22 protein-coding genes are annotated in these 22,734 nt (G+C 73.1%); 15 read left to right on the top strand and 7 right to left on the bottom strand.

The features are described from left to right. The first annotated feature begins 56 nt into the window (after nucleotides 1-56). Both ACF3NS_RS02250 and ACF3NS_RS02245 read left to right on the top strand, forming a co-directional pair. Nucleotides 57-1,496, top strand: coding sequence for an APC family permease (locus ACF3NS_RS02250; protein ID WP_392467539.1), 1,440 nt, complete (start codon nucleotides 57-59; stop codon nucleotides 1,494-1,496). Between the two features lie 59 nt (nucleotides 1,497-1,555). Continuing rightward, on the top strand, nucleotides 1,556-2,233 hold the full coding sequence (locus tag ACF3NS_RS02245) for a M15 family metallopeptidase (protein WP_392467538.1): 678 nt from the start codon (nucleotides 1,556-1,558) through the stop codon (nucleotides 2,231-2,233). A 142-nt stretch (nucleotides 2,234-2,375) separates the two neighbouring features. Here ACF3NS_RS02245 and ACF3NS_RS02240 read toward each other — a convergent pair whose 3' ends face one another. Both ACF3NS_RS02240 and ACF3NS_RS02235 read right to left on the bottom strand, forming a co-directional pair. After that, a complete protein-coding gene (locus tag ACF3NS_RS02240) occupies nucleotides 2,376-3,791 on the bottom strand; it encodes a sodium:proton antiporter (RefSeq protein ID WP_154592022.1) in 1,416 nt (471 codons plus the stop codon). 952 nt (nucleotides 3,792-4,743) lie between these two features. Beyond that, the gene (locus ACF3NS_RS02235) at nucleotides 4,744-6,249 is read right to left on the bottom strand and encodes a long-chain fatty acid--CoA ligase (RefSeq protein ID WP_154592024.1); all 1,506 of its coding nucleotides are present in this window, start codon (nucleotides 6,247-6,249) and stop codon (nucleotides 4,744-4,746) included. 185 nt (nucleotides 6,250-6,434) lie between these two features. Between ACF3NS_RS02235 and ACF3NS_RS02230 the strand changes: the two genes are divergently transcribed. The 7 genes from ACF3NS_RS02230 to ACF3NS_RS02200 all read left to right on the top strand — a co-directional run bounded on the left by ACF3NS_RS02230 (nucleotide 6,435) and on the right by ACF3NS_RS02200 (nucleotide 12,299). Continuing rightward, nucleotides 6,435-7,694: a trans-acting enoyl reductase family protein gene (locus ACF3NS_RS02230; protein ID WP_154592025.1), complete on the top strand. Its 1,260-nt coding sequence runs from the start codon at nucleotides 6,435-6,437 to the stop codon at nucleotides 7,692-7,694. Nucleotides 7,695-7,769: 75 nt separating this feature from the next. Further along, on the top strand, nucleotides 7,770-8,174 hold the full coding sequence (locus ACF3NS_RS02225) for a molybdopterin-binding protein (protein WP_050347596.1): 405 nt from the start codon (nucleotides 7,770-7,772) through the stop codon (nucleotides 8,172-8,174). Between the two features lie 8 nt (nucleotides 8,175-8,182). Further along, a complete protein-coding gene (modA, locus tag ACF3NS_RS02220) occupies nucleotides 8,183-8,995 on the top strand; it encodes a molybdate ABC transporter substrate-binding protein (RefSeq protein ID WP_154592027.1) in 813 nt (270 codons plus the stop codon). Continuing rightward, nucleotides 8,992-9,807 (top strand): ABC transporter permease, encoded by an 816-nt coding sequence (locus tag ACF3NS_RS02215; protein WP_392467535.1) that lies wholly within the window; start codon nucleotides 8,992-8,994, stop codon nucleotides 9,805-9,807. The genes modA and ACF3NS_RS02215 overlap by 4 nt, the downstream gene beginning before the upstream one ends. Beyond that, complete coding sequence (locus ACF3NS_RS02210) at nucleotides 9,804-10,871, top strand: ABC transporter ATP-binding protein (protein WP_311966340.1); 1,068 nt, start codon at nucleotides 9,804-9,806, stop codon at nucleotides 10,869-10,871. Before ACF3NS_RS02215 ends, ACF3NS_RS02210 begins: the two co-directional genes overlap by 4 nt. Nucleotides 10,872-10,965: 94 nt before the next feature. Continuing rightward, complete coding sequence (locus ACF3NS_RS02205) at nucleotides 10,966-11,172, top strand: PspC domain-containing protein (protein ID WP_392467533.1); 207 nt, start codon at nucleotides 10,966-10,968, stop codon at nucleotides 11,170-11,172. A gap of 104 nt (nucleotides 11,173-11,276) precedes the next feature. Continuing rightward, a complete protein-coding gene (locus ACF3NS_RS02200) occupies nucleotides 11,277-12,299 on the top strand; it encodes an NAD(P)H-dependent flavin oxidoreductase (protein ID WP_392467531.1) in 1,023 nt (340 codons plus the stop codon). 174 nt (nucleotides 12,300-12,473) lie between these two features. Here ACF3NS_RS02200 and ACF3NS_RS02195 read toward each other — a convergent pair whose 3' ends face one another. After that, nucleotides 12,474-13,055 carry a TIGR00730 family Rossman fold protein gene (locus ACF3NS_RS02195; protein WP_392467529.1) on the bottom strand — a complete coding sequence of 194 codons (582 nt, stop codon included), beginning with the start codon at nucleotides 13,053-13,055 and terminating at the stop codon, nucleotides 12,474-12,476. 118 nt (nucleotides 13,056-13,173) lie between these two features. On the opposite strand from ACF3NS_RS02195, the gene ACF3NS_RS02190 reads away from it, so the two are divergent. Together ACF3NS_RS02190 and ACF3NS_RS02185 are read left to right on the top strand one after the other, a co-directional pair. Next, the gene (locus ACF3NS_RS02190) at nucleotides 13,174-14,634 is read left to right on the top strand and encodes a cation:dicarboxylate symporter family transporter (protein ID WP_392467527.1); all 1,461 of its coding nucleotides are present in this window, start codon (nucleotides 13,174-13,176) and stop codon (nucleotides 14,632-14,634) included. Nucleotides 14,635-14,743: 109 nt separating this feature from the next. Continuing rightward, nucleotides 14,744-15,766 carry a Glu/Leu/Phe/Val dehydrogenase dimerization domain-containing protein gene (locus ACF3NS_RS02185; RefSeq protein WP_392467525.1) on the top strand — a complete coding sequence of 341 codons (1,023 nt, stop codon included), beginning with the start codon at nucleotides 14,744-14,746 and terminating at the stop codon, nucleotides 15,764-15,766. A 59-nt stretch (nucleotides 15,767-15,825) separates the two neighbouring features. Here ACF3NS_RS02185 and ACF3NS_RS02180 read toward each other — a convergent pair whose 3' ends face one another. Continuing rightward, the gene (locus ACF3NS_RS02180) at nucleotides 15,826-16,239 is read right to left on the bottom strand and encodes a cupin domain-containing protein (RefSeq protein ID WP_154592032.1); all 414 of its coding nucleotides are present in this window, start codon (nucleotides 16,237-16,239) and stop codon (nucleotides 15,826-15,828) included. Nucleotides 16,240-16,319: 80 nt separating this feature from the next. Here ACF3NS_RS02180 and ACF3NS_RS02175 point away from each other — a divergent pair, with 80 nt between their 5' ends. Further along, the gene (locus tag ACF3NS_RS02175) at nucleotides 16,320-16,925 is read left to right on the top strand and encodes a class I SAM-dependent methyltransferase (protein WP_392467523.1); all 606 of its coding nucleotides are present in this window, start codon (nucleotides 16,320-16,322) and stop codon (nucleotides 16,923-16,925) included. Nucleotides 16,926-16,939: 14 nt separating this feature from the next. Here the strand turns inward: ACF3NS_RS02175 and ACF3NS_RS02170 are convergent, their stop codons facing one another. Further along, entirely contained in the window at nucleotides 16,940-18,049 is a 1,110-nt protein-coding gene (locus ACF3NS_RS02170) for a DUF3592 domain-containing protein (RefSeq protein ID WP_392467521.1), read from the bottom strand. A gap of 247 nt (nucleotides 18,050-18,296) precedes the next feature. Here ACF3NS_RS02170 and ACF3NS_RS02165 point away from each other — a divergent pair, with 247 nt between their 5' ends. From ACF3NS_RS02165 to ACF3NS_RS02155, 3 genes are all read left to right on the top strand, one after another. Further along, nucleotides 18,297-19,307 (top strand): ANTAR domain-containing protein, encoded by a 1,011-nt coding sequence (locus ACF3NS_RS02165; RefSeq protein WP_392467519.1) that lies wholly within the window; start codon nucleotides 18,297-18,299, stop codon nucleotides 19,305-19,307. Between the two features lie 68 nt (nucleotides 19,308-19,375). Beyond that, entirely contained in the window at nucleotides 19,376-20,173 is a 798-nt protein-coding gene (locus ACF3NS_RS02160; protein WP_392467518.1) for a D-hexose-6-phosphate mutarotase, read from the top strand. 248 nt (nucleotides 20,174-20,421) lie between these two features. After that, nucleotides 20,422-21,147, top strand: a complete 726-nt coding sequence (locus ACF3NS_RS02155; protein ID WP_392467516.1) for a YitT family protein — start codon at nucleotides 20,422-20,424, stop codon at nucleotides 21,145-21,147. Here ACF3NS_RS02155 and ACF3NS_RS02150 read toward each other — a convergent pair. Next, a complete protein-coding gene (locus ACF3NS_RS02150; protein WP_392467514.1) occupies nucleotides 21,144-22,016 on the bottom strand; it encodes an amino acid ABC transporter permease in 873 nt (290 codons plus the stop codon). The two genes, ACF3NS_RS02155 and ACF3NS_RS02150, sit on opposite strands and share 4 nt — an antisense overlap. Continuing rightward, the gene (locus tag ACF3NS_RS02145; protein WP_392467513.1) at nucleotides 22,013-22,693 is read right to left on the bottom strand and encodes an amino acid ABC transporter permease; all 681 of its coding nucleotides are present in this window, start codon (nucleotides 22,691-22,693) and stop codon (nucleotides 22,013-22,015) included. The genes ACF3NS_RS02150 and ACF3NS_RS02145 overlap by 4 nt, the downstream gene beginning before the upstream one ends. Nucleotides 22,694-22,734 lie beyond the last annotated feature (41 nt).

Genomic DNA, 22,734 nt, shown 5'->3' with positions numbered 1-22,734 from the left:
GCGGCTTCTCGCCATACGGCACCTGTCCCTGTCCCCGACGAAGGTGAGGCACCCTCATGGCCGAGCTCAAGAAGACCCTCGGGTTCCTCCCGCTGATCGCGCTGGGGGTGGCGGGGGTCATCGGGTCGAGCTGGATCTACACCAACTCGGCGTTCTTCGAGCAGTACGGCGCGGGCGGCATGATCTTCGGCCTCGCCATCGGGACGCTGCTGGCGGCGTGCGTGGCGCTGGCCTACGCGGAGCTGACCACGCTGTTCCCGCGCGCGGGTGGGGAGGTCGTCTACTCGTTCACGATCCTCGGGCGGCCCGCGAGCTTCCTGACGGGGTGGATGCTGATCGGTGCCTACGTGTCGAGCCTCGCCTTCTACGTCACAGCCTTCGGGCTGCTGCTCGGCAAGTTCATGCCGGTGATGGAGGAGCACCCGCTCTACTCCATCAACGGGGAGGCGGTCACGGCGCCCGTGCTGATCGCCGGGGTGGCGCTGACGCTGCTGCTCTTCGCCCTCAACTGGTGGGGCGTGGAGGTCGGCGCGCAGGTGCAGGTCATGCTGTTCGCGGCGATGGTGGTGATCGGGCTGGCCCTGGTGGTGGTCGGGTTCGCCGCCGGCTCACCCGGCAACTTCTGGCCGCCGTATGCCGCCGACCACAACGCCCTCACCGACACGCTGCGCTTCGTGGTGCCGGGGATGACCTACATGGCGGGCTTCGGACTGGTCGCGGTGCTCGCCGAGGACGCCGACCTGCCGCCGCGACGGATCGCGCGCGCCGTCATCTGGACGGTCCTGCTGGCGGGCACCTTCTACTGCCTCGTCCTGCTGTCGAGCGCGTGGGTCATGCCGTGGGAGGAGGTCGCGGGCATGAAGCTCGGCACGATCGACGCGTTCAAGGCCGCGGGCTTCCCGGTGCTCGGGTGGGGGGCGTTCGCCATCGCGATCCTCGGTCTGCTGACCAGCTTCCTCGGGCTGTTCATCGCGACCTCCCGCGTCGTCGTGGCCATGGCGCGCGCCGGGCTGCTGCCCGCCGGGCTGGCGCGGCTGGACGCGCGCCGGGGCACCCCGCGCAACGCGCTGGTCTTCACCGTCGTGGTGACCTTGGCGCTCGGCTGGCTCGGCAAGGCGGCGGTGGTGTGGTTCCTCGACACCGGCGGCATCTATCTCGGCGCCGTGTGGATCATGGTCGTGCTGGCGAAGTACGCGCTGCCCCGGCGTTATCCGCACCTCGCGGCGCGCCGACGCCTGCAGACGTCGTGGATCCCGGCCGTGGGTGCGCTGGGGGCGGCGCTCGTCATCGTCATGGCCCTGTGGCCGGGCACCGGGATCTCGCTCGTCTGGCCAGCGGAGTACCTCATCCTCGGGGTGTGGCTCGGCCTCGGCGCGATCCTGTATGCCGTGAGCCGCTCCCTGCCTCGCGAGGAGGCGCTGGACGCGCTGCTCGGCGAGTACGCCGACACCCTGGTCGAGGGGGCGCCGGAGGCGTCGAGGGGGACGCGCCCATGACCTCCCCCCGGTCGGCCCCCACGCCAGTCCCATGGCTCACCGACCCGGATCCTGCTCTGGTGCACGTGCTCTCGTCGCTCGCGCCGTCCTTGCCGCCGCTGGTGCCCGCCGCGTCCGAGGAGGCGGTGGACGCGGTCGGGGCCGGTGAGTGCGGGGAGCCGCTGGTGGTCCTGCCGCCCGAGCTGGGCCGCCGCCACTGCTATCGCGAGCTCGACCTGCCGACCGCGCCGCTCGAGATGCGGCTGCGTCGCGGGGTGGTCGAGCGGCTCCTGCAGGCCCAGGACGCCCTGCCGGACGGGTTCTCGCTGGTCGTGCTCGACGGATGGCGGACGTCCCGGTTCCAGGGCGACCTGCTCGCCTACTACCGCGAGCAGACCGGCGAGCCGCTCGACGGCTACGTCTCCGACCCGGTGTCCTCCACGCGCATGGCGCCGCACACCACGGGTGGGGCGGTCGACCTGACGCTCGCTCACGAGGGGGTGGCGTTGGCGCTGGGCACGGACTTCGACAGCTTCGACGACGCGGCCCACCTGCTGGCGCTGGAGTCGGTGGGCGACGACGACGAGGCCCATCGGCGCGTGGCGCGCGACCTGCGGCGTCTGCTCGGGCAGGTGCTGACCGGCGCCGGGCTCGCGCCCTACCCGCTCGAGTGGTGGCACTGGTCCTACGGCGAGCAGCGCTGGGCGGCCCAGCACCGCCTGGACCGCACCATCTACGCGCCGGTGGAGGCCCCCTGACGGCGTCGACCGATCCGTGCGCTGCCGTGCACGGTCCAAGGTGCGGTGGGGCAGCAGTTTGGTCACGTGGGGGTGGGGTGGGCGTGGTGGAGGTGCGGTGGGGCAGCAGTTTGGTCACGTGGGGGTGGGCGTTGGGGCGCGCTCAGCCCCGGGCCGGCGTGGCGGTGTCGTCCGCCGCCGGGGTGAGCGGCACGCGCAGCGCCAGCAACCCGCGCACCGCGATCCCGGCGCCCAGGGCCCAGCCCATGAGGTGGCACCACCACGGGTCGGCGATGAAGGCCAGCACCATCGCGGCCAGCACGGGGACCAGCCATCGCAGGGCGCGGACGACATACCCGCCAAAGCTCGGCATGGTGACCCCGGCGCTCTCGGCCACGGACTTGACCATGAAGTTGGGCCCGTTGCCGATGTAGGTGATCGCGCCGCACAGCACGGACCCAAGCGAGATCGCCGTCAGATACAGCTCGGGCACGTCCGCGACGCGGGGCTCGCCGGGCAGCTGCGAGGCCATCTCGAAGAAGGTCGCGTAGGTGGGGGCGTTGTCGAGCACCGCGGACAGCCCGCCGGTGAAGACGAAGAACGTGACCTCGCCCAGCGGCAGCGAGGGCGCCACCTGCCGCAGGAAGCGCAGCGCCGGGATCATCGTCAGGAAGATCCCGATGAACAAGGCGGCGACCTCGATGATGGGCGCCCAGGTGAAGCCGTTGTCGTCATAGCGGGTCCGCTTGTCGCCCAGCGCGTACGACGCTCCCGCCGCCCCCAGCATCACCAGCTCGCGCCAGGGGACCAGCTGCAGGGCGGTCGCGTGCCCGGACTCGATGGCGTGGGCGTCCACCGACGGCAGGAAGGCGACCGCCGCGACGATCACGACCAGCCAGCCGACGTTGGCCTTGCCGTGCAGCCCGAGCGGCGTCTCGTGGGCGAGATCCGCTTCGAGGTCCGCCGCACGCTCCTGGTGGTAGGCGCGCCGCTCGACGCCGTAGTAGGTGAGCAGCAGCAGCGCGTTGACGAACACCCACTCGGGCAGGAGCGAGAAGGTCCAGGTGAACGGCACGCCGCGCAGCATCCCGAGGAACAGCGGCGGGTCACCGAGCGGGGTGAGCAGGCCACCGCAGTTGGCGACGACGAAGATCGCGAACACGACCGTGTGGACCTTGTGCCGCCGGTCGGCGTTGGTGTTGAGCAGCGGGCGGATCATGAGCATGGCGGCGCCGGTGGTCCCGATGAAGCTCGCCAGGAGCCCGCCGACCGCGAGGAAGGCGGTGTTGTTGCGCGGGGTCGCCCGGATGTCGCCCGCGAGGAAGAGCCCGCCCGCGACGACGAACAGCGACAGCAGCAGGGTGATGAACTGGGCGTACTCCAGCAGGGCGTGCCAGACGAGCGCGTGCTCGCCGGCGAGGATCACCCACAGGGCCGTCGGCAGCCCCAGCGCGAGCGCCACCGCCGCCTGCACCTTGGGTCGCTCCCAGTGGTGCGCCGTCACGGGGTGCAGGGGCAGCACCGCGATGGACAGCAGCATCGTCACGAAGGGGATGAGCCCCCACCACGCCACCTGCATGTGACCGCACCTCCTGGTCCGCGAGCCGCCAGTCTAGGGAGGCGATGCCGGTGCGCGCGCGGTGACTCCATCCAGCCTAACGCATGACTATCCGTAGGCGTAAAGCGCCTGAAACATCAACAACACCGAGCCGTGATCTCACGCGCTTAGCGTCCCGGACGTGACCGACCTCCCCACGTCCGCGACCTGCCGCCCCACCGTGATCGGCGTCGCCCGCATCGCCCCGATGGAGCGCGCCCCGCTGCTCGTGCTGATCTCCCGCGCCGGCGAGCAGCTCCGCGGCGTCGACCTGCGCCTCTCCACCCCGCACGCGCTGGCCGGCCACCTCGACGCGGCCTCCGGCGCCCCCACCGTGGTCGTGCCCCTCTCGCTCACCCCCCAGCGCCAGCTCCTGCAGGAGATCCAGGTCGAGCTCGCCCGGTCCCGCAGCGGCGCGATCGTCGCGAATGCCCTGGGGACGGACGGGACGATCGCCAAGGCCCTCGGACGGCGCCTGCTCGACCAGGGCCTCGACTCGCCGGAGGACGTGTGCCTGGTGGTCGCGCCGTTCGGCTGGGAGTCGGAGGTTGAGGTCTCGCTCTCGTGGGCCGGTATGGCGATCCAGGAGCAGACCCCCGCCCGCATCATCCCCTGCCGAGCGGACCGCCTGGAGGAGCAGGTCCGCCACCACCGGTCCCGCACGCGGGGTCACGTCGTGGTGGTGCCGTGGGAGCTGGTGGCCGGGGCGTTCACCGTGCGGCTGCGCGAGACCGTGCAGCACCTGCCCGTGCCCGTCCTCGACCCGGTCGGGCCGACGCGCGAGGTGGCGGCCCGGCTGGCGGCGGCGTACCGGCAGACGCTCGGACGCGGTCGCCACCACCCCCTGGACCACCATGGCCGCCACGGCCTGAGCGCAGGCGTGGGGGCGTGGGGGCGCCCTGGTCTCGCACGCCCGGGGCGCCCGCACCAGCGGTCAGGGGGTGGGGAGCTCCCGCTTGAGGATCTTGCCGGTCGCGCCCTTGGGCAGCGCGTCCACGAACGTGATGTGGCGCGGGTACTTGTAAGCGGCGAGGCGCGCCTTGCAGAACTCGCGCAGCTCGTCCGCGGTGGCGTCGCCGCCGGCCAGGCCGGACTCGGGCCGCAGGGCGACGAACGCGGCGACCTCCTCGCCGTAGTGCTCGTGCGGCTGGCCGACGACGGCGGCCTCGAGGACGGCCGGGTGCTCGTAGAGCACCTCCTCGACCTCGCGCGGATAGACGTTGTAGCCGCCGCGGATGATCATGTCCTTGGCGCGGTCGACGATGTAGTAGTAGCCGTCGCTGTCCCGCCGCCCAAGGTCCCCGGAGCGGAACCAGCCGTCCTGGATGGCCTGGGCCGTGGCGTCGGGCCGGCCCCAGTAGCCGCGCATGATGTTGGCGCCCTTGATGACGATCTCGCCGATCTCGCCCTCGGGCACCGGCTCGCCCTCGGGGGTGCGCAGGTCCATCTCGACGCCCTCGATCGGGGTGCCGATCGATCCCGGCTTGCGCACCCGTTCCGGGTGGTTGAAGGACGCGACGGGTGACGTCTCGGACAGTCCGTAGCCCTCGAGGATCATCGCGTCGAAGGTCTCCTCGAACGCCCGCAGCACCTCGACGGGCAGGGACGCGCCCCCGGAGATGCAGGTGCGCAGCGAGGACAGGTCGGGGATCTCGCCACCGGCGGCCGTGACGGCGCGCGCAGACTGGAGCATGGCGGCATACATCGTCGGCACCCCCTCAAAGATCGTGGCCCGGTCGCGCTGGATGACCTCGAGCGCCTTGTCGGGCGCGAACCGCGGGATCAGGCTGAGGGTCGCGCCGGCCAGGATCGCGGTGTTCATGGCGCAGGTCATGCCAAAGACGTGGAACAGCGGCAGGCACCCCACGACCGTGTCCTCGGGGGTGAGGCGCAGGAGGGTGCGGCCGCAGACCTCGGCGTTGCTGCGCAGGTTGCGGTGCCGCAGCTCGGCACCCTTGGGGCGTCCGGTGGTGCCGGAGGTGTAGAGGATGACCGCGGTGTCCTCGTCGTCCCGCTCGACCGCCTCGGTGACGGGCTCGGCCGCCGCGAGCAGCCCGGGCAGGTCGGTGACGGGCACGAAGGTCGATCCCGCCTCCTCGGCTCCCTCGGCGGCGTCGGGCGTCGCGGCGATGATCAGGCGGGCACCGGAGTCCTGCAGGTAGTAGGCCACCTCGCGGGGCTTGAAGAGCGGGTTCATCGGCACGACGACCCCGCCGGCGCGCAGGATGCCGTAGTAGGCGACCACGAACGCCGTGATGTTGGGCAGGCTCAGCACGACAGGGTCGCCGGGACCGACGCCCTGGCTGCGCAACCACCCCGCCGCGAGCGCCACGCGCTGGTCGAGCTCGGCATAGGTGAGCTGCTCCTCGTCCTGCCGGACGGCGATCCGGTCCCCGTGCCGGGACGCGGTGTCGGTGAGGATCTGGGCGAGGTTGGCCATCAGCTGCTCCTGGCGTCGTTGCACGGGCATGGTCACCCCCGTGATCGAGGGTTACCAGAGCGTAGGCGGCGGGGCTTGCCGCGTCCAGAGACCGTCCGAGGTCCGGGCGGGATGGTTGTCCCGGTCCGGCGGGCGTGGTGGGATCGGTCGACATCCTGCCGTCGTCGTCGTGCGAGAGGTTTGCCATGACCAGCCCGAGCCACCCCACCACCCCCACCGCGGATCGCGAGCTGGACATCGTCGTCTACGGAGCGACGGGGTATGTCGGGGGCCTGATCGCGGGCCACCTCGCCCGTCACGCGCCGGACGGCGTGCGGATCGCCCTGGCAGGACGCTCGGTCGGGCGTCTCGAGTCGGTGCGGGCGGGGCTGCCGGCCCGGGCCGCGGACTGGCCGCTCGTGGTGGCCGACTCGGACGACGCGGGGTCCCTGGCCACCATGGCGGTGCGGACCCGTGTGGTGCTGTCCACCGTCGGTCCCTATGCCCGGCACGGCCTGCCGCTGGTCGGTGTGTGCGCCGAGCTGGGCACGGACTACGTCGACCTCACGGGCGAGACCCTCTTCGTCCGCGACTCGATCGACCGCTTCGAGGAGGCGGCGCGGGAGTCGGGGGCGCGGATCGTGCACTCGTGCGGCTTCGACTCCGTGCCGTCCGACCTCGGGGTGCTGCTCACCGCGGACCAGGTCCACGAGGACGGCGAGGGGACGCTGCTCGAGACGACCCTGCACGTGCGTCGGATGAAGGGCGGCTTCAGCGGCGGGACCCTGGACTCGATGCGCGTGCAGGTCGACACGGTGCGGGGCGACCGGTCACGGGTCCGCACCGCGATCGACCCCTATGCCCTCAGCCCCGACCGCGAGGCCGAGCCCGAGCCGGTCGGCCGGATCGGTCAGGTGTGGCTGGAGCGCAGCGCGGACACCGGGTCCTGGGCGGCGCCGTTCTTCATGGGCACGTTCAACGCCCAGGTCGTGCGGCGCAGCAACGCCCTCGCGGGGTGGGCCTACGGCCGGGGGATGCGCTATCGGGAGGTCGTGGACACCGGGCGCAAGGGTGCCGCGCCGCTCAAGGCCATGGCGATGGCCGCCGTCATGCCGGCGCTGGTGACGGGATTCTCGACGCCTGGGCTGCGGCAGGTGGCGGACCGCGTGCTGCCCTCGCCGGGCGAGGGACCGAGTGAGAAGTCCCGCGCGGCGGGAGAGTTCGCCATGGAGGTGCACGCCACCACCACGACGGGCGCGCGCTACGTCACCACGGTGTCGGCACCGTTCGACCCGGGCTACGACGGCACCGCCGTGATGATCGGCGAGGCCGCGCTGGCGCTGGTCCTGGACCGGCCACGCCTGCCCGACACCGCCGGCGTGCTCACGCCGGCCACGGGGCTGGGCGAGGTCTACGCCGCGCGCCTCGTCGACCAGGGCTTCACGATCGGGACGCGCCGCACCTGACGCCGGACCTGACTCCGCACCTGCGGCGACTATGCTCGACGCTGTCCGCATCTGCGGTCAGGATGGAGGTCTGTCGTGGAAGGCATCCGCATCAAGGACGCCGCGGCGCTGCTCGGCGTCAGCGACGACAGCGTGCGGCGGTGGGTCGACCAGGGACGGCTCGCCGCGGTCAAGGACGCGTCGGGGCGCCTCGTCGTCGACGGGCCCGACCTGGCTCGCCTGGCGCGCGAGCAGGCGGCCGCGCTGCCCGACGTGCTGGGGGTCGGCTCCTCGGCCCGCAACCGTCTCGTCGGGCTGGTGACGGAGGTCGTGGCGGACGGCGTCATGGCGGAGGTGTCCGTGCAGTGCGGCCCGTTCACGATGGTGTCCCTGATGAGCCGCCGCTCGGCCGAGACGCTCGGTCTCGAGCCCGGTCGCGTGGCGGTGGCCGTCGTCAAGGCGACCACCGTGATCGTCGAGACCCCGGCAGGGCAGTCATGACCGGCCGTATGCCGACCGCCCGGCGCACTCTGGGGATCCGCACCGCGCTGGCCGCCGCCACGCTGCTGCTCGCGTCGGCCTGCGGCGGTACGTCGCCCGGTGGCGCCGGGACCGGCAGCTCCATTCCCGGTGGCACCGGCTCCGGTGCAGCGCGTACGCTCACCGTCTTCGCCGCCGCCAGCCTGCGGCAGACCTTCACCCGGCTCGGTGCGGACTACGAGAGGGCCCACCCGGGCGTGACCGTCACCTTCAGCTTCGCCGGGTCCAGCGACCTCGTGGCCCAGCTCGAGCAGGGCGCCCCGGCCGACGTGCTCGCCACCGCGGACGAGCGCACCATGACCAAGGCCCTCGGGGCCCGCCTGCTCGGCGCCGAGCCGCGCGCCTTCGCCACCAACACCCTGACCATCGTCACCCCGCCCGACAACCCCCGGCGGATCACCCGCCTGGCCGACCTCGCGCGGGACGGGGTGGCCGTCGTGGTGTGCGCCCCTCCCGTGCCGTGCGGCGCAGCGACCGAGCGCGTCGAGCGGTCCGCGGGCGTCACGCTCAAGCCCGTCAGCGAGGAGCAGTCGGTGACCGACGTCCTCGGCAAGGTGCGGGCGGGCCAGGCGGACGCCGGTCTCGTCTACACCACCGACGCCCGTGCGGCAGGCTCCGCGGTGGACGTCATACCGCTCCCCGAGGCCTCCGCCGCCGTCAACACCTATCCGATCGCCGTCACCGCGACGGCGGGCGGCGCCGACGCCCAGGCCTTCGTGGACCTCGTCACCGGGCCGCAGGGCCGGGCCGTCCTGGCCCAGGCCGGATTCCAGCAGCCGTGAGCCACAAGGGTGCTCACGTCGTCGCCGGACGGCTGCCGGGGTGGGCCTGGCTCCCGGCGCTGGCGGGCGCGGCCTTCGTCCTGCTGCCGCTGGTCGCGATGGTCGCTCAGGTCGAGTGGGGCCGCTTCGGCGAGCTGGTGACCAGCGAGTCCTCGGTCGCCGCGCTGGGGCTGAGCCTGCGCACCGCGCTCGCCAGCACCGCGCTCTGCCTGGTGCTCGGGGTGCCGCTCGCGCTCGCCCTCGCCCGCACGCGGCTGCCCGGGCTCGGGGTCCTGCGTGCCCTCGTCCTGCTGCCGCTCGTGCTGCCGCCGGTGGTGAGCGGGCTCGCCCTGCTGCTGACCCTCGGGCGACGCGGACTGATCGGTCAGCACCTCGAGCTGCTCGGCGTGCGCGTGGGATTCACGACGACGGCGGTGGTCCTCGCGCAGGCCTTCGTGGCTCTGCCCTTCCTCGTCGTCGCCCTGGAGGGGGCGCTGCGGACGGCGGGGGAGCGCTACGAGGCCGTGGCGGCGACGCTGGGGGCCGCGCCGACGACGGTGCTGCGGCGCGTGACCCTCCCGCTCGTCCTGCCGGGGCTGCTGTCCGGGACGGTGCTGTGCTTCGCGCGCTCCCTGGGGGAGTTCGGGGCGACCCTGACCTTCGCCGGGTCCCTGCAGGGCGTGACGCGCACCCTCCCGCTCGAGGTCTACCTGCAGCGCGAGACGGATCCGGCTGCGGCCGTGGCGCTCTCGCTGGTGCTGGTCGTGGTCGCCGGCGTCGTCGTCGGGCTGGTGCACCGCCCCGCGGGACGCCCCGTCGGAGGCCGCGCGTGACGGCCCTGCAGGTGCGCGTGGAGATCCCCGAGCGGGGCGTCGCCGTCGACGAGACCTTCGACGGCGCAGGGGTCTCCGCGCTCGTCGGGCCCAACGGCGCCGGCAAGTCCACGGTCCTCGCCGCCGTCGCCGGGCTCCTGCGCCCGCGCCGCTGCCGCGTCGTCCTGGGCGACCGCGTCCTCGTCGACACCGACGCCGGCACCTGGCTGCCACCCCACCGGCGCCGCGTCGCGCTGCTCGGCCAGGACCCGCTCGCCTTCCCCCACCTGGACGTGCGGGGCAACGTAGCCTTCGGACCCCGCGCCCAGGGGGTCCCGCGCCGCGAGGCGGGGTCGCGCGCGGACGCGTGGCTCGAACGTCTCGACATCGCCCACCTGGCCGGGCGGCGCGGCTCCGAGCTGTCCGGCGGCCAGGCGCAGCGCGTCGCCCTCGCCCGCGCGCTGGCCTGCCGGCCCGACCTGCTCCTGCTCGACGAACCCCTGTCCGCCCTCGACGTCGAGGTCGCCGCCGACGTGCGTCACGTGCTGCGAGACCTGCTGCACGGCAGCGACACCCGCGTCCTGCTCGTCACGCACGACCTGCTCGACGTCGTGTCCCTCGCCCACGACGTCGCCGTCGTCGAGGGCGGCCGGGTCACCGAGCGCGGCCCCGCCGTCACGCTGCTCGACGCCCCCCGCAGCGCGTTCGCCGCGCGGTTCGTCGGACGCAACCTCCTGCGCGGCACCGTCATCGCCCCTGGCCAGGTGCGACTGCCCGACGGTCTGGTCGTGCACGGCCGCGGCGACCTGCCCGTCGGCGGCGAGGCGGTGGCCCTCTGCGATCCCGCCGACGTCGCCGTGCACGTCGGACCCGTGACCGGCAGCCCGCGGACCGTCATACCGGCCGTCGTCACCGACCTGGCCACCCACGCAGGTGCCGTCCGCCTCTGGGCCTGCACCCCCTCCGGGGTCCGCGTCGGGGCGGACGTCACCCCCCTCGCCTGCGCCGAGCTCGGGCTGCGCGCCGGCACCGCCGTCACCCTCGCCGTCAAGGCCCAGGGCGTGCGCATCCTGCCTGCCCCCTGAGGGTCGGACGGGGTCGGATCAGGGACGACCCTCATGGCGGCGCCCACCGAGGTCTACCAGGCTGGTGCCACAGCCACTACCGAGGAGGACCCACGTGAACTCGATCTACGCCACCATGCGCCGCAACGGCCTCACCCGCCCCCGCAGCGGACGCGTCGCCATGGGCGTGTGCGCCGGCATCGGGCGCAAGCTGGGCATCGACGCCAACATCGTGCGCCTCGTCTTCATCGCGTCGCTGATCATCCCCGGGTCGCAGGTGCTGATCTACCTCGCCCTGATGATCCTGATGCCCGAGGACTGATCCTCGCCCCACACCACCGCCGAGTGGTCACTTCCGTACGACCGAGGGGGACGCACGGAAGTGACCAGTCGGCGAGGTGAGGGCCGGTCTGCCAGGCTGGATGCATGAGCCTGATCGAGACCCTCGACCTCCCGCTCGTCGGCGCTCCCATGGCGGGCGGCCCCTCGACCCCCGCACTCGTCGCGGCCTGCTGCGCGGCAGGCGGCACGGGCCTCCTCGCCGCCGGCTACAGGTCTCCGGCGCAGGTCGCCGAGCAGATCGCCGAGACCCACGACCTCGTGGGCGACCGACCGTTCGGGGTCAACGTCTTCGTGCCCTCGGGGTCAGTGGGGGCCCTCGGGTCGGCGGCCGTCGAGGCCTATCGCGCGACCCTGCAGGCGGATGCCGAGCGGCTGGGCGTCACCCTCCCCGAGCCGGACTGGTCCGACACTGACGCGTATGACGACAAGATCGCCCTGCTCACCCTCGCCGAGCCGGTGGCGATCGTGTCGTTCACCTTCGGGCTTCCGTCGCCGGAGGTCGTGGGAGCCCTGCAGGAGGCCGGCAGCGAGGTGTGGGTCACCGTCACCAGCGAGGACGAGGCGGCCCACGCTGCCGCGCTCGGCGTGGACGTGCTCGTGGTGCAGGGCTTCGACGCAGGTGGGCACCGCTCGACGCACCGGGTCGAGGACGAGCCCAACCGTCTCGACGCGCTGGGGCTCCTGCCGGCGGTGAGCGATCTCGGCGTGACCTGCGTCGCCGCCGGCGGGGTGGCCACGGCGGGGGACGTGCGGCGGCTATTGGGCGCGGGCGCCGTGGGCGTCCAGGTCGGCACGGCGCTGCTCCTCACGCCCGAGGCGGGCACGTCGGCGGCGCACCGGACGGGGCTGCGCCTGCCGGGAGCCTCGGCCGTGGTGACCCGGGCCTTCTCCGGGCGTCCCGCTCGGGGGCTGCGCAACGCCTTCGTCGAGGCGCACGACGGCGATGCGCCCGCGGTGTTTCCGCAGGTCGACCAGCTGACCAAGCCGCTGCGCGCCGCTGCTGCGGCCGGTGGCGATCCGCAGGGCGTGTCGCTGTGGGCGGGGGCCGGCTGGCAGGCCGCGCAGGAGCTGCCCGCCATCGAAGTCATGGCGTCCCTCGCCCCCTGACCGCTCCCTCGCCTCGTGCCCCCGGGATCGTGCGTGTTTCGTCCACCGTCCCTGGAGCAGACACCCCCGATCCCGGAGGGTGAGGGGCACTGCTCGGTCGTGCGGGCGTGGGCGGCGGGTTGGGGGCTGGGGGCTGGGGGCTCAGTTCGGGTCCTCTGGAGGGGCGGGGCGGTGTCAGCGGTCCACCCACGCGTCGGGCGCGTCCCCGTCGGCCGGCGCGTGCGCCTCCAACGCGTCCAGCAGGGCGTCCACCGTCGGGCGGGCGATCAGCAGCTCGCGGTGCGCCGGACGCAGGAACTCCTCGTCGCGCGCGTGGTCCAGGAAGGCGAGCAGCGGCTGCCAGTAGCCGTCGACGTCGAGCGCACCCACCGGCTTGCGGTGCAGCCCGAGCTGCGCCCACGTCAGGATCTCGGCGAGCTCGTCGAGCGTGCCCATCCCGCCCGGCAGGGCCACGAACCCGTCCGCCAGGTCGGCCATCAGCGCCTTGCGCTCGTGCATCGAGCCCACGACGTGCAGCTCGGTCAGCCCGTCGTGGCCGACCTCGTCGTCCATGAGGTGCTGCGGGATGACGCCGACCACCTCACCGCCCGCCGCCAGGGTGGCCTCCGCGAGCACGCCCATGGTGCCCACCCGCGCCCCGCCGTACACCACGCGGGTGCCGCGCGCGGCCAGGGCGGCCCCGAGGGAGGCCACCGCGGCGGCATACGACGGGGACCGGCCGAGGGAGGAGCCGCAGAAGACGCACAGGGATCTCATGCCGACACTGTGCCACCGCCCATATCGATCAGGTGACGGTCAGACTTCTGAGTCGTATGCCGTCCCGCCTGGCCGCATACTGTTGCGCGCTGCCCAACGACGTGACAGGAACGCTGACATGGCCTACAGCTCGAACCCCACCATCCCGGAGCCCAAGGAACGCCCTCGGGATCGCTCGCACTGGCTCTACATCGCGGTCATCATCGCGGTGCTCGGGGGCATCGCCTTCGGGATGCTCGCCCCGGACGCGGCCAAGGGCTGGAAGTGGGTCGGTGACTCGTTCGTCAGCCTGATCAAGATGATGATCAGCCCCGTCATCTTCTGCACCATCGTCCTCGGCATCGGCTCGGTCCGGGCCGCCGCGACGGTGGGCAAGGCGGGTTCCATGGCCCTCGCCTACTTCCTGACCATGTCGACCTTCGCCCTCGCGATCGGCCTGGTCGTGGGCAACCTCCTGCAGCCGGGGCACGGGATCAAGGTCGTCGCGGGCGCCGGCAAGAAGTACGCCGAGCAGGCCGAGCACGGCGGCGGCACCGTCGAGTTCGTCCAGGGGATCATCCCCGAGACGCTGTTCAGCTCGCTCATCTCCGGGTCCGTGCTGCAGACCCTGTTCGTCGCGCTGCTCGTGGGCTTCGCGATCCAAAAGATGGGGCGTGCCGGGGAGCCGGCACTCGCCGCGGTCGCGGTGCTGCAGAAGGTCGTCTTCCGCATCCTGACGATGGTGCTGTGGCTCGCCCCGATCGGTGCCTTCGGCGCCATCGCCGCGGTGGTCGGCACCTCTGGCCCCAAGGCCGTCGGCGAGATGCTCAAGCTGATGTTCGGCTTCTACCTCACCTGCCTGCTCTTCGTGGTGGTCGTCCTCGGCTCCGTGCTGTGGCTGGTCGCGCGGATCAACATCCTCACCCTGCTGAAGTACCTCGGGCGGGAGTTCCTGCTCATCGTGGCGACGTCGTCCTCGGAGTCGGCGCTGCCGCACCTCATGGCCAAGATGACCCACGCCGGCGTGGACCGCTCCACGGTGGGCGTCGTCGTCCCGACCGGCTACTCGTTCAACCTCGACGGCACCGCGATCTACCTGACCATGGCGTCGATCTTCATCGCCGATGCGATGGGCAAGCCCATGAGCATGGGCGAGCAGATCGGTCTGCTGGTCTTCATGATCATCGCGTCCAAGGGCGCCGCCGGCGTCACCGGTGCCGGCCTGGCCACCCTCGCCGGAGGCCTGCAGGCGCACCGCCCCGAGCTGCTGGACGGCGTCGGCATCATCGTCGGCATCGACCGGTTCATGTCCGAGGCACGCGCCGTCACCAACTTCGCCGGCAACGCGGTGGCCACCCTGGTCATCGGTCGCTGGACCGGCACCCTCGACCACGAGCAGGCGCGTGCGGTGCTGTCCGGCGACCGGCCGTTCGACTACGCCACGCTGGACGACGACCCGCACGCCACCGAGGTGCGCCCCGGCCACGTCCCGAGCCCCGTCAACCCGGCCGACCGGCTGCAGCCCACCCCGCAGGTCAACCTGCAGGATTATGCCGAGCACGCCCGTCACGCCGACGGGTCCACGCGCACGGACGACTGACGGAGCCGCCGCCTCGCCCAGGCCCCAACGCCCGAGTGGTCACCTCCCGACGTCGGGAGGTGACCACTCGGGCGTTGGTGGCGGGCCGTGCAGGTGGCAGAGTCGGGGCATGAGCGCGATCGACCCCTGGGCCAGCGAGCAGGTCATCGCCTATGCCGACCGGACGACCGGCCTGAGGGCGGTCATCGCGATCGACGACACGACGCTCGGGCCGGGGTTCGGCGGGGTGCGCTGGCGCCCCTACCCGTCCACCGAGGCGGCGGTCCAGGAGGCGCAGCGTCTCGCGCGGGCCATGACCTACAAGCACGCGCTCGCCGAGCTGCCCTACGGCGGGGCCAAGTCCGTGATCCTGGCGGACGGGGCGCCACGCGACGACGCCGCCCGCCGAGCGGTGTTCGAGGCGTTCGGGGACGCGGTGGCCCGCACGCACGGGCTCTACATCCCCGGCGTGGACATGGGCACGACGCTGGCCGACATGGAGGTCATCCGTTCCCGCGGGGCGCGCGTCTACTGCGCGGACGCCGACCCCTCTCCGTGGACGGCGCGCGGGGCCTACGTCGCGATGCGCGCCGGGGTCCGGCACGCGTGCGGCGCGCCCACCCTGGACGGACTCACGGTGGCGGTCCAGGGCGTCGGCAACGTCGGCGGCGAGCTCGCCCGGCTGGCGGCCCGTGACGGGGCGCGGGTGCTCGTGGCCGACGTGGACGCCGAGCGCGCGGCGTCGGTCGCCGCGGAGTGCGGCGGCGAGGTCGTGGGCGTCGCCGAGGTCGTGACCTGCGAGTGCGATGTGCTCGCCCCCTCGGCCGTCGCGCGGGTCGTGACGGCGGACGTGATCCCGCTGCTGCGCTGCCGGGTCGTCGCCGGCGCCGCCAACGACGTCCTCGACGACCCCTCGTGCGAACGGGCCCTGGCGCAGCGGGGGATCACCTTCGTCCCGGACTTCGTCGCCAACGCCGGGGGAGTGATCCACGAGCACGCCCGCGCGCAGGCGTGGACCGACCAGCAGCTCACCGAGGCGGTCGACGCCATCGGGCCCCGCGTGACCGACCTGCTCGAGGATGCCGCCGGCGGGAGCCCGGTCGAGGCCGCCCTGGCCCGCGGACGGGCTCGCCTGGCGGCGGCCCGCCGCTGACACCGGCCCCCGAGGCGCCCGGCTGCGGCATTCGAGCAGGTCGGCGCCGCGAGCCGGGTTCAGTCCTGCTCGTTGGGGTCCTCGTCGGCGTCCTGCTTGGTCGCGTGGCGGGTGCCGTGCACGTGGTCCGGCGGGCCGTAGAGCGAGTAGACCTTGAGCACCGTGTCGCCGATGTTGACGACGTTGTGCCAGGAGCCGGCGGGAACCATCACGATGTCGTCGTCCGACACGACCTCCTGGAACTGCAGGTCGTTGCTCGCCCTGCCCATCATCACGCGGCCCCGGCCGGCCTCGACGCGCAGGAACTGGTCGGTGTCGTCGTGCATCTCCAAGCCGATCTCGCCTCCCGGCGGGATCGCCATCACGGTCAGCTGCAGGTGCTGCCCGGTCCACAAGGTGTCGCGAAACATGGTGTTGTCGAGCGTCGCTCGCTCGATGTCGGTCACGAACGGCGCAGGGCCCTGATCGGCCATGTCCACTCCTCTCGCTCGGGTGCGGTGGTCCTCGCACACTCTAGACTCGCGGTCTGACACACCCCACCCGAGGAGCCCCCGTGACCCGCGTGCCCAGCGACTGGGAGCAGATCGTCGCCGCCGACCCCACCCACTCCGAGCGCTACGTCGAGCGGTTCCGTCGTATGGCGCGCGAGGGGCGTGACCTGGCAGGGGAGGCGCGCATGGTCGACGCCATGGTCGGACGCGGCTCGCGGATCCTCGACGCCGGGTGCGGACCCGGCCGCGTGGGCGGCTTCCTGCACGACCTCGGCCACACGGTCGTCGGCGTCGACGTGGACCCGGTGCTGATCGCCGCCGCCGAGGCCGATCACCCCGGTCCGACCTGGCTGGTCGGCGACCTGAATGAGCTCGACCTGGCTGCGGTGGGCATCGACGAGGGCTTCGACGTCGTGGTGTGCGGCGGCAACGTCATGACCTTCCTCGCGGCGAGCACCCGGGTGGAGGTGCTGCGCCGGATGGGGGCGCACCTGGCCGAGGGTGGACGCCTGGTCGTGGGGTTCGGGGCAGGCCGTGGATACGACTTCGGGGCGTTCCGGATGGACACGCGCGTGGCGGGCCTCACGGAGTCGGTGCTGCTGTCGTCGTGGGACCTGAGGGCGTTCCGTCAGGGCAGCGACTTCCTCGTGGCGGTGCTCGAGCGCTGACGCGCCACCCCCCCTCAACGGGCCAGGCGCGACGCCTCGGCGACGGTGCGTGGGAGGACCGCCTCGACGACCCCGGAGGACGTGGCGAGGAGCAGGCGCCGGCCCAGCAACAGGTGATGACGCGGCCCCGGGAGCACGCCCACCTCGTCGGTCCCCGCGGCGCCGCGCAGGTCGGCGGGCACCCCGCCCCCGGGCACCCCGCCGGACCGGGCGACGACCGGGACGTCCCCGGCCCGGTCCTGCAGCGCCAGCACGACGCCCCGCCCCGCGGGCGCGGCCGACAGCAGGCGCCACGGCTGCCACGGCCCGCTCCGCAGCGCCGATCGCCACGCGAGCATGCGTGCCCCGGCCACCCCGGCCCAGCCGAGACCCACCACCAGCGCGAGACGCAGGAGGTTCTGCCACCACTGCGTGACGGCGGACGGGGCGGGGTCGTCGACCGCGCCCACCGTCTCGGGGTCGTCCGGGTCGACGACCACCGTCAGCTGCGTGCCCACCGGCACCACCTGCGGATCCACGCCGTGCACGACCGAGGCATAGGTCCGGCCGCCCTCCACGTGGGTCACCCGGACCCACGGGGAGTGACCGAGCCCGGTGTAGGTCCACCCCGAGGCCGTCACCTGCGCCGGCGTGCGGACCCCGCGGTCGTGCAGCTCTGCGCTCGCCATACGCGCCATCAGGCCCGTGACCAGCAGGAGCACCAGGGCCGCCAGCGCGAGGACGAGCGGTGGGACCAGGCGCCGCCGACAGGCGCCTCGCCACGCAGCCGCGGTCAGCGGGTCGTCCCATGCCGCCGCGCCAGCCCCGGCCGCAACCTCAGCGCCCGTCTCCGCACCGGTGCCCGACGGCAGGTCGGCCGTCTCCAGCACCACCCGGCGCTCGGGGTGGTGGGCGCGGATGCGGTCGGTGACGCGGTCCCGGGCCCGGCCCACGAGGGCCCACCCGGCGAGCAGCAAGGCGGTGACGAGGCCGAGGACCACCACGGTGGGGTTGATGGCCGGCGGCTGCCCGGGGCCACGGTGCCGCGCCCAGCCGACGAACGCATGCGCTGCCACCACGACGAGCAGGACCACCGCACAGGTCAGGGCGGCGACCCGGGTCCGGTCGGTCGCTGGGGTCCGCAAGGATCCACCTCCACGTCGCCACCCGCCTCCGACGGAGGCAGCTCGCACCGTCACTCTGGCACGGTGGGTCACCCGTCACGCGGAGCAGCGCCGAGAGGAGCAGCCGCAGTTGGGAGGGCAGCCGTGCAGGGCTTAAAATGCGTCGGCTGGCCCCGGGTGCTCCCGGGCCAGCGCGTCGTTCAGCCCTAGCGACAGATCCCGCGCCGTCTCGGTGCGCGTCCCACGGCTCTGGAGCGACGTGAACGACATGAGTGACGACAGGCCCACGATCCTCCCCGCGTCGTGGCAGGTCGAGGTGCGCGGTCCCCAGGACCTGGAGTGGTCGCTGTCCCCGGAGCTGTACGCCCTGCACGGACTCGAGCCCGGTCAGGGCCCCGACGGCCTGGACCTGTTCCTGACCCACCTCGACCCCGCGGACGCCGACCTCGCGGTGGCGGCCTCCGAGGCGCTCCGCCGCGGCGAGGCGTTCGCCCACCGCCGCCGGCTCGTCCGGCACGACGGCCAGGAGCGGGACGTGCTGGCCGTGGGGCTCGGCTCCTACGACGACGACGGCTCCCTCGTCGGGGCGTCCGGCTACCTGCTCGACGTGGGGCCGATGGTGCAGAGGGCGGTCGCCGAGGAGATGACGGACCAGCTCGACGAGGTCGTCGAGGCCCGCGCGCTCATCGAGCAGGCCAAGGGCGTCCTCGTCCTGGCCTACGGCATCACCGCGGACGAGGCCTTCTCCCTGCTCGGGTGGTACTCCCAGCGCACCAACACGCGCGTGCGCACCCTCGCTGCCCGCCTGGTCGAGGGCGCGAGCGCGCGAGCCGGCGACCCGACCCACCTGGACCGACTCCTGTCGGTGCTGCTGGACCCGCGGTGCGCCCCGCTGCTGGAGGTCCCCCAGGGCGAGGCGGCCCCGGCGTGGTCGGCCGAGCGCGTTGCCCCGTCCGTGGAGGTGGGGCATCAACTCGCCATCCCCGTGGTCGCCGTGGCCGGGGATCTCGACGCGGCCGGCGCCGCAGAGGCCGTCCCGCAGCTGCGGGACGAGCTGGCCGGCCTGCCGCAGCCGACCCGTCCCCACGTCCTCGACCTGTCGGGGGTGGGCTACCTCGGGCCCGCGGCGGTCCTGGCGGTGGCCGGCGTCGTGACCAAGCACCTCGCCACCTCGGCGGACCTGCGCGTCGTCGCCGGCTGTGCTCGTGCCCAGCTGGTCGCGGCCGGGCTGTCGCCGAGCCGGGTCGTGCGTGCCACGCGCGACGTCGAGCCGGCCTGACACCCGGGCTGCACCGGAAGCGGCCACCCCGGGTGACGTCGGCCGCGGGCACGCCATACGGTCTGGTCATGGGCACTCTCCCCGCACCCCACGACATCTCCGGCCCCGAGGCGACCGCTGCGATCCACGAGCAGGGGGCGCACCTGGTGACCTGGACCCCCGTCGGCGAGCAGCCGGTCCTGTGGGTCAGCCATGACACCTTCCTCCAGGAGGGGAGGGCCATCCGGGGCGGGGTGCCCATCTGCTTCCCGTGGTTCGGCCCCGGCCGCTCCGGCGACCGCAAGCCCTCGCACGGCCCCGCGCGCACGACACCCTGGGAGCCGGTCGTGATCGAGGAGGGGCGGGCGCAGCTCTCCCTCACCCTGGGTGCGCTCCGCGCGACGTATGACGTCCGCGCCGGCCGCCGCCTCGAGCTCACGCTGCGCGTGACCAACGTAGGGTCGCAGGAGGAGACCTACGAGGAGGCCCTGCACGCCTATCTGTTGGTGGGTGACGTGCGCCAGGTGCGGCTCGACGGCCTGGACCGGGCGTCCTACGTCGACAAGACCGACCAGGGCCGCACCCACCGCCAGGAGGGGCCGGTGACGCTGCGGGGCGAGACCGACCGGGTCTATCGCTCGGCGTGCCCGGTCACCGTCGTCGACCCGGTGCTCGGGCGTCGGCTGCGCGTGACGACGTCCGGGTCGGCGAGCACGGTCGTGTGGAACCCCTGGGCGGACAAGGCCGCCGGCCTCGCCGACATGGGAGACGACGAGTGGCCGGGGATGTTGTGCGTGGAGGGCGGCAACGTGCTGGCGGACGAGATCACCCTCGCGCCGGGGGACACGCACACGCTGCGCTACGAGATCGAGGTGCTCGCGCTCTAGCCCGCCCGGGTGCCAGCCGCACCCCGCGCCGGGCGGCGGCCGTGACCAGCGCGGACGACCGCGGTCGGGGCAGGCGTCACCACAGGCTCAGGCCGCCGCGGGGCACCTGGGCCTCCCAGCCGGGCAGGGCCGCGGTCACGAGGGTGTGCAGGTGGTCACGGGCACCGAGAGGCGGCGGGGCGGCATACGGTCCGCCAACGCTCCAGTGGCCATGTCCGACCAATCCAGTCGTCGGTGATGATGGTCGTATGACGCGCCCCACCCGCACCCTCCAGCCGATGACCCCGGTGCAGCAGCTGCGTGCCGGCCGCCTGCCGCGACGGATCACGCAGCTGATGGTGGGGCTCACGCTCTACGGCGTGTCGATGAGCATGATCATCCGCGCAGCCCTCGGCCTGGACCCGTGGGACGTCTTCCACGTCGGGGTTGCCCTGCACCTGCCGATGTCGATCGGGGTCACCGTCATCGTCGTGGGCGTGGCCGTGCTGCTGGCGTGGATACCGCTGCGGCAGTGGCCGGGTCTCGGCACGGTGGCCAACGCGGTCTGGATCGGCGTCGCCACCGACTGGACGCTGAGCTGGCTCGTCGCGCCGTCGTCCCTGTGGGTGCGCGCGGTTCTCCTCGTGGCCGGGATCGTGCTCAACGGGCTGGCAGGCGCGCTCTACATCGGGGCGCAGCTCGGGCCTGGCCCGCGGGACGGCCTGATGACCGGCATCGCGCACCGCACGGGCCTGTCGCTGCGGCTCGTGCGCACCTCTTTGGAGGTCACCGTCCTCGCCGTCGGCTGGCTGCTCGGCGGCGGCGTGGGCCTCGGGACCGTGCTGTATGCCGTGGGCATCGGGCCGATCGTGCAGCACCTGCTGCCCTGGTGCATCGTGCCGGTCACGGCCCCCACCACCCCCCTCGCCGACTGGTCACTTCCCGACGGCGTCGCGCGCCGGGAAGTGACCAGTCGGCGGGGGTGGGAGGGCTAGGGAGCGGCCGGCTGACCCTCGGCGGCGCTCGGCGTGGCCGGGAGCGCCGCCGTGTGACCGCGGCGACGCATCCGGCGCTCGATGAGGCCGGCCAGCGTGGTGAGGGCGTAGTTCATCACGATGTAGAGGACCGCCACGAAGATCAGCGCCGGCACGACGTTGCCCTGCCAGGAGCCGATCTGGTCGGCCTTGCGCAACAGCTCCTCGTAGAGGATGACGTAGCCCAGCGCCGTGTCCTTGAGCACCACGACCAGCTGGCTGACCAGCGACGGGAGCATGGCGGTGAGGGCCTGGGGGAGCTGCACGGAGCGCATCACCTGGCCGGGGCGCAGGCCGATCGAAAGCCCCGCCTCGGCCTGGCCCTTGGGGAGGTTGTTGACGCCGGAGCGGACCAGCTCGGCGATGACGGAGCCGTTGTAGAGCGTGAGCCCGGTGACCACGCCCGCGAGGGACTCGTAGCCGGGGAACATCCCGCGGTTGACGTAGAGGGCGTACGACCCGAGCATCATCACGAGCACCGGGATCGCACGAAAGACCTCCACGACCGCCCCGCACAGCCAACGGACGGGGGCCATCCCCGACAGGCGCCCGACACCCAGCAGCAGACCGATCACCGACGCGGCCGCGATCGAGATGGCGGCGGCGCGCAGCGTGCCGAGGATGCCGGGCAGGAGGTACTCCGACCAGACGTCCGTCCACAGCAGCGGGCGCCACTTGGCGGCCTCGAGCTGGCCCTTGGCGCCGAGCTGCATCAGGACCCAGACCCCGATCGCGACGGCGACCAGCAGGAGGATCCCGGCGACGACGCGCTGGTTGCGGCGGGTCCGCGGACCGGGGGCGTCGAACAGGACGGATGCGTCCGAGCTCATCGCTTGACCTCCAGGCGGGTGGCGAGACGGGTGAAGAACAGCCCCATCGGCAGCGTGAGGATCACGAAGCCCAGCGCGACGATCACGAAGAAGGCCATGATCGCGTCGGGCCGGTCCTCGATGACCTGGGCCTGCAGGTAGGAGATCTCGGCGACGCCGATGACGGACACGACCGTGGTGTTCTTGGTCAGGGCGATGAGCGTGTTGCCGAGCGGCACCAACGCGGCGCGGAAGGCCTGCGGCAGCACGACCTGGGTCAGCGTCTGGCGGAAGCCCAGGCCGAGGGAACGGGCCGCCTCCGCCTGGCCGACGGGCACGGTGTTGACGCCCGACCGCAGCGCCTCGCACACGAACGCCGCGGTGTAGATCGACAGCGCCGCCACCGCGAACCTGACGTTGTTGTCCCTGATGAAGGTCGGCGACTGGGCGCTGGCGAGGCGCAGGTTGAGCTGCGCGACGAGCCCGAGCGAGCAGAAGACGACGATCAGCGTCAGCGGGGTGTTGCGGACGACGTTGACGTACAGCGATCCGAGGAAGCGCAGCATCGGGACGGGGGACAGGCGGAAGATCGCGAGGATCGTCCCGATGACGAGGGCGCCGATGCCGGACATGACCGTCAGCTTGATGGTCATCCAGAACGCGCCGAGGATGTCGAACTCGCTGAAGAGCTCTTGCATCCGGACTCCTTGGGGGTGGGGGGCGGCGGGGGTGCGGTGAG

Source organism: Arsenicicoccus cauae (assembly GCF_043162025.1).
Taxonomy (GTDB): domain Bacteria; phylum Actinomycetota; class Actinomycetes; order Actinomycetales; family Dermatophilaceae; genus Arsenicicoccus; species Arsenicicoccus cauae.
Note: the sequence above shows the minus strand (reverse complement) of the source record. Positions and strands in the feature narration are given on the sequence as shown.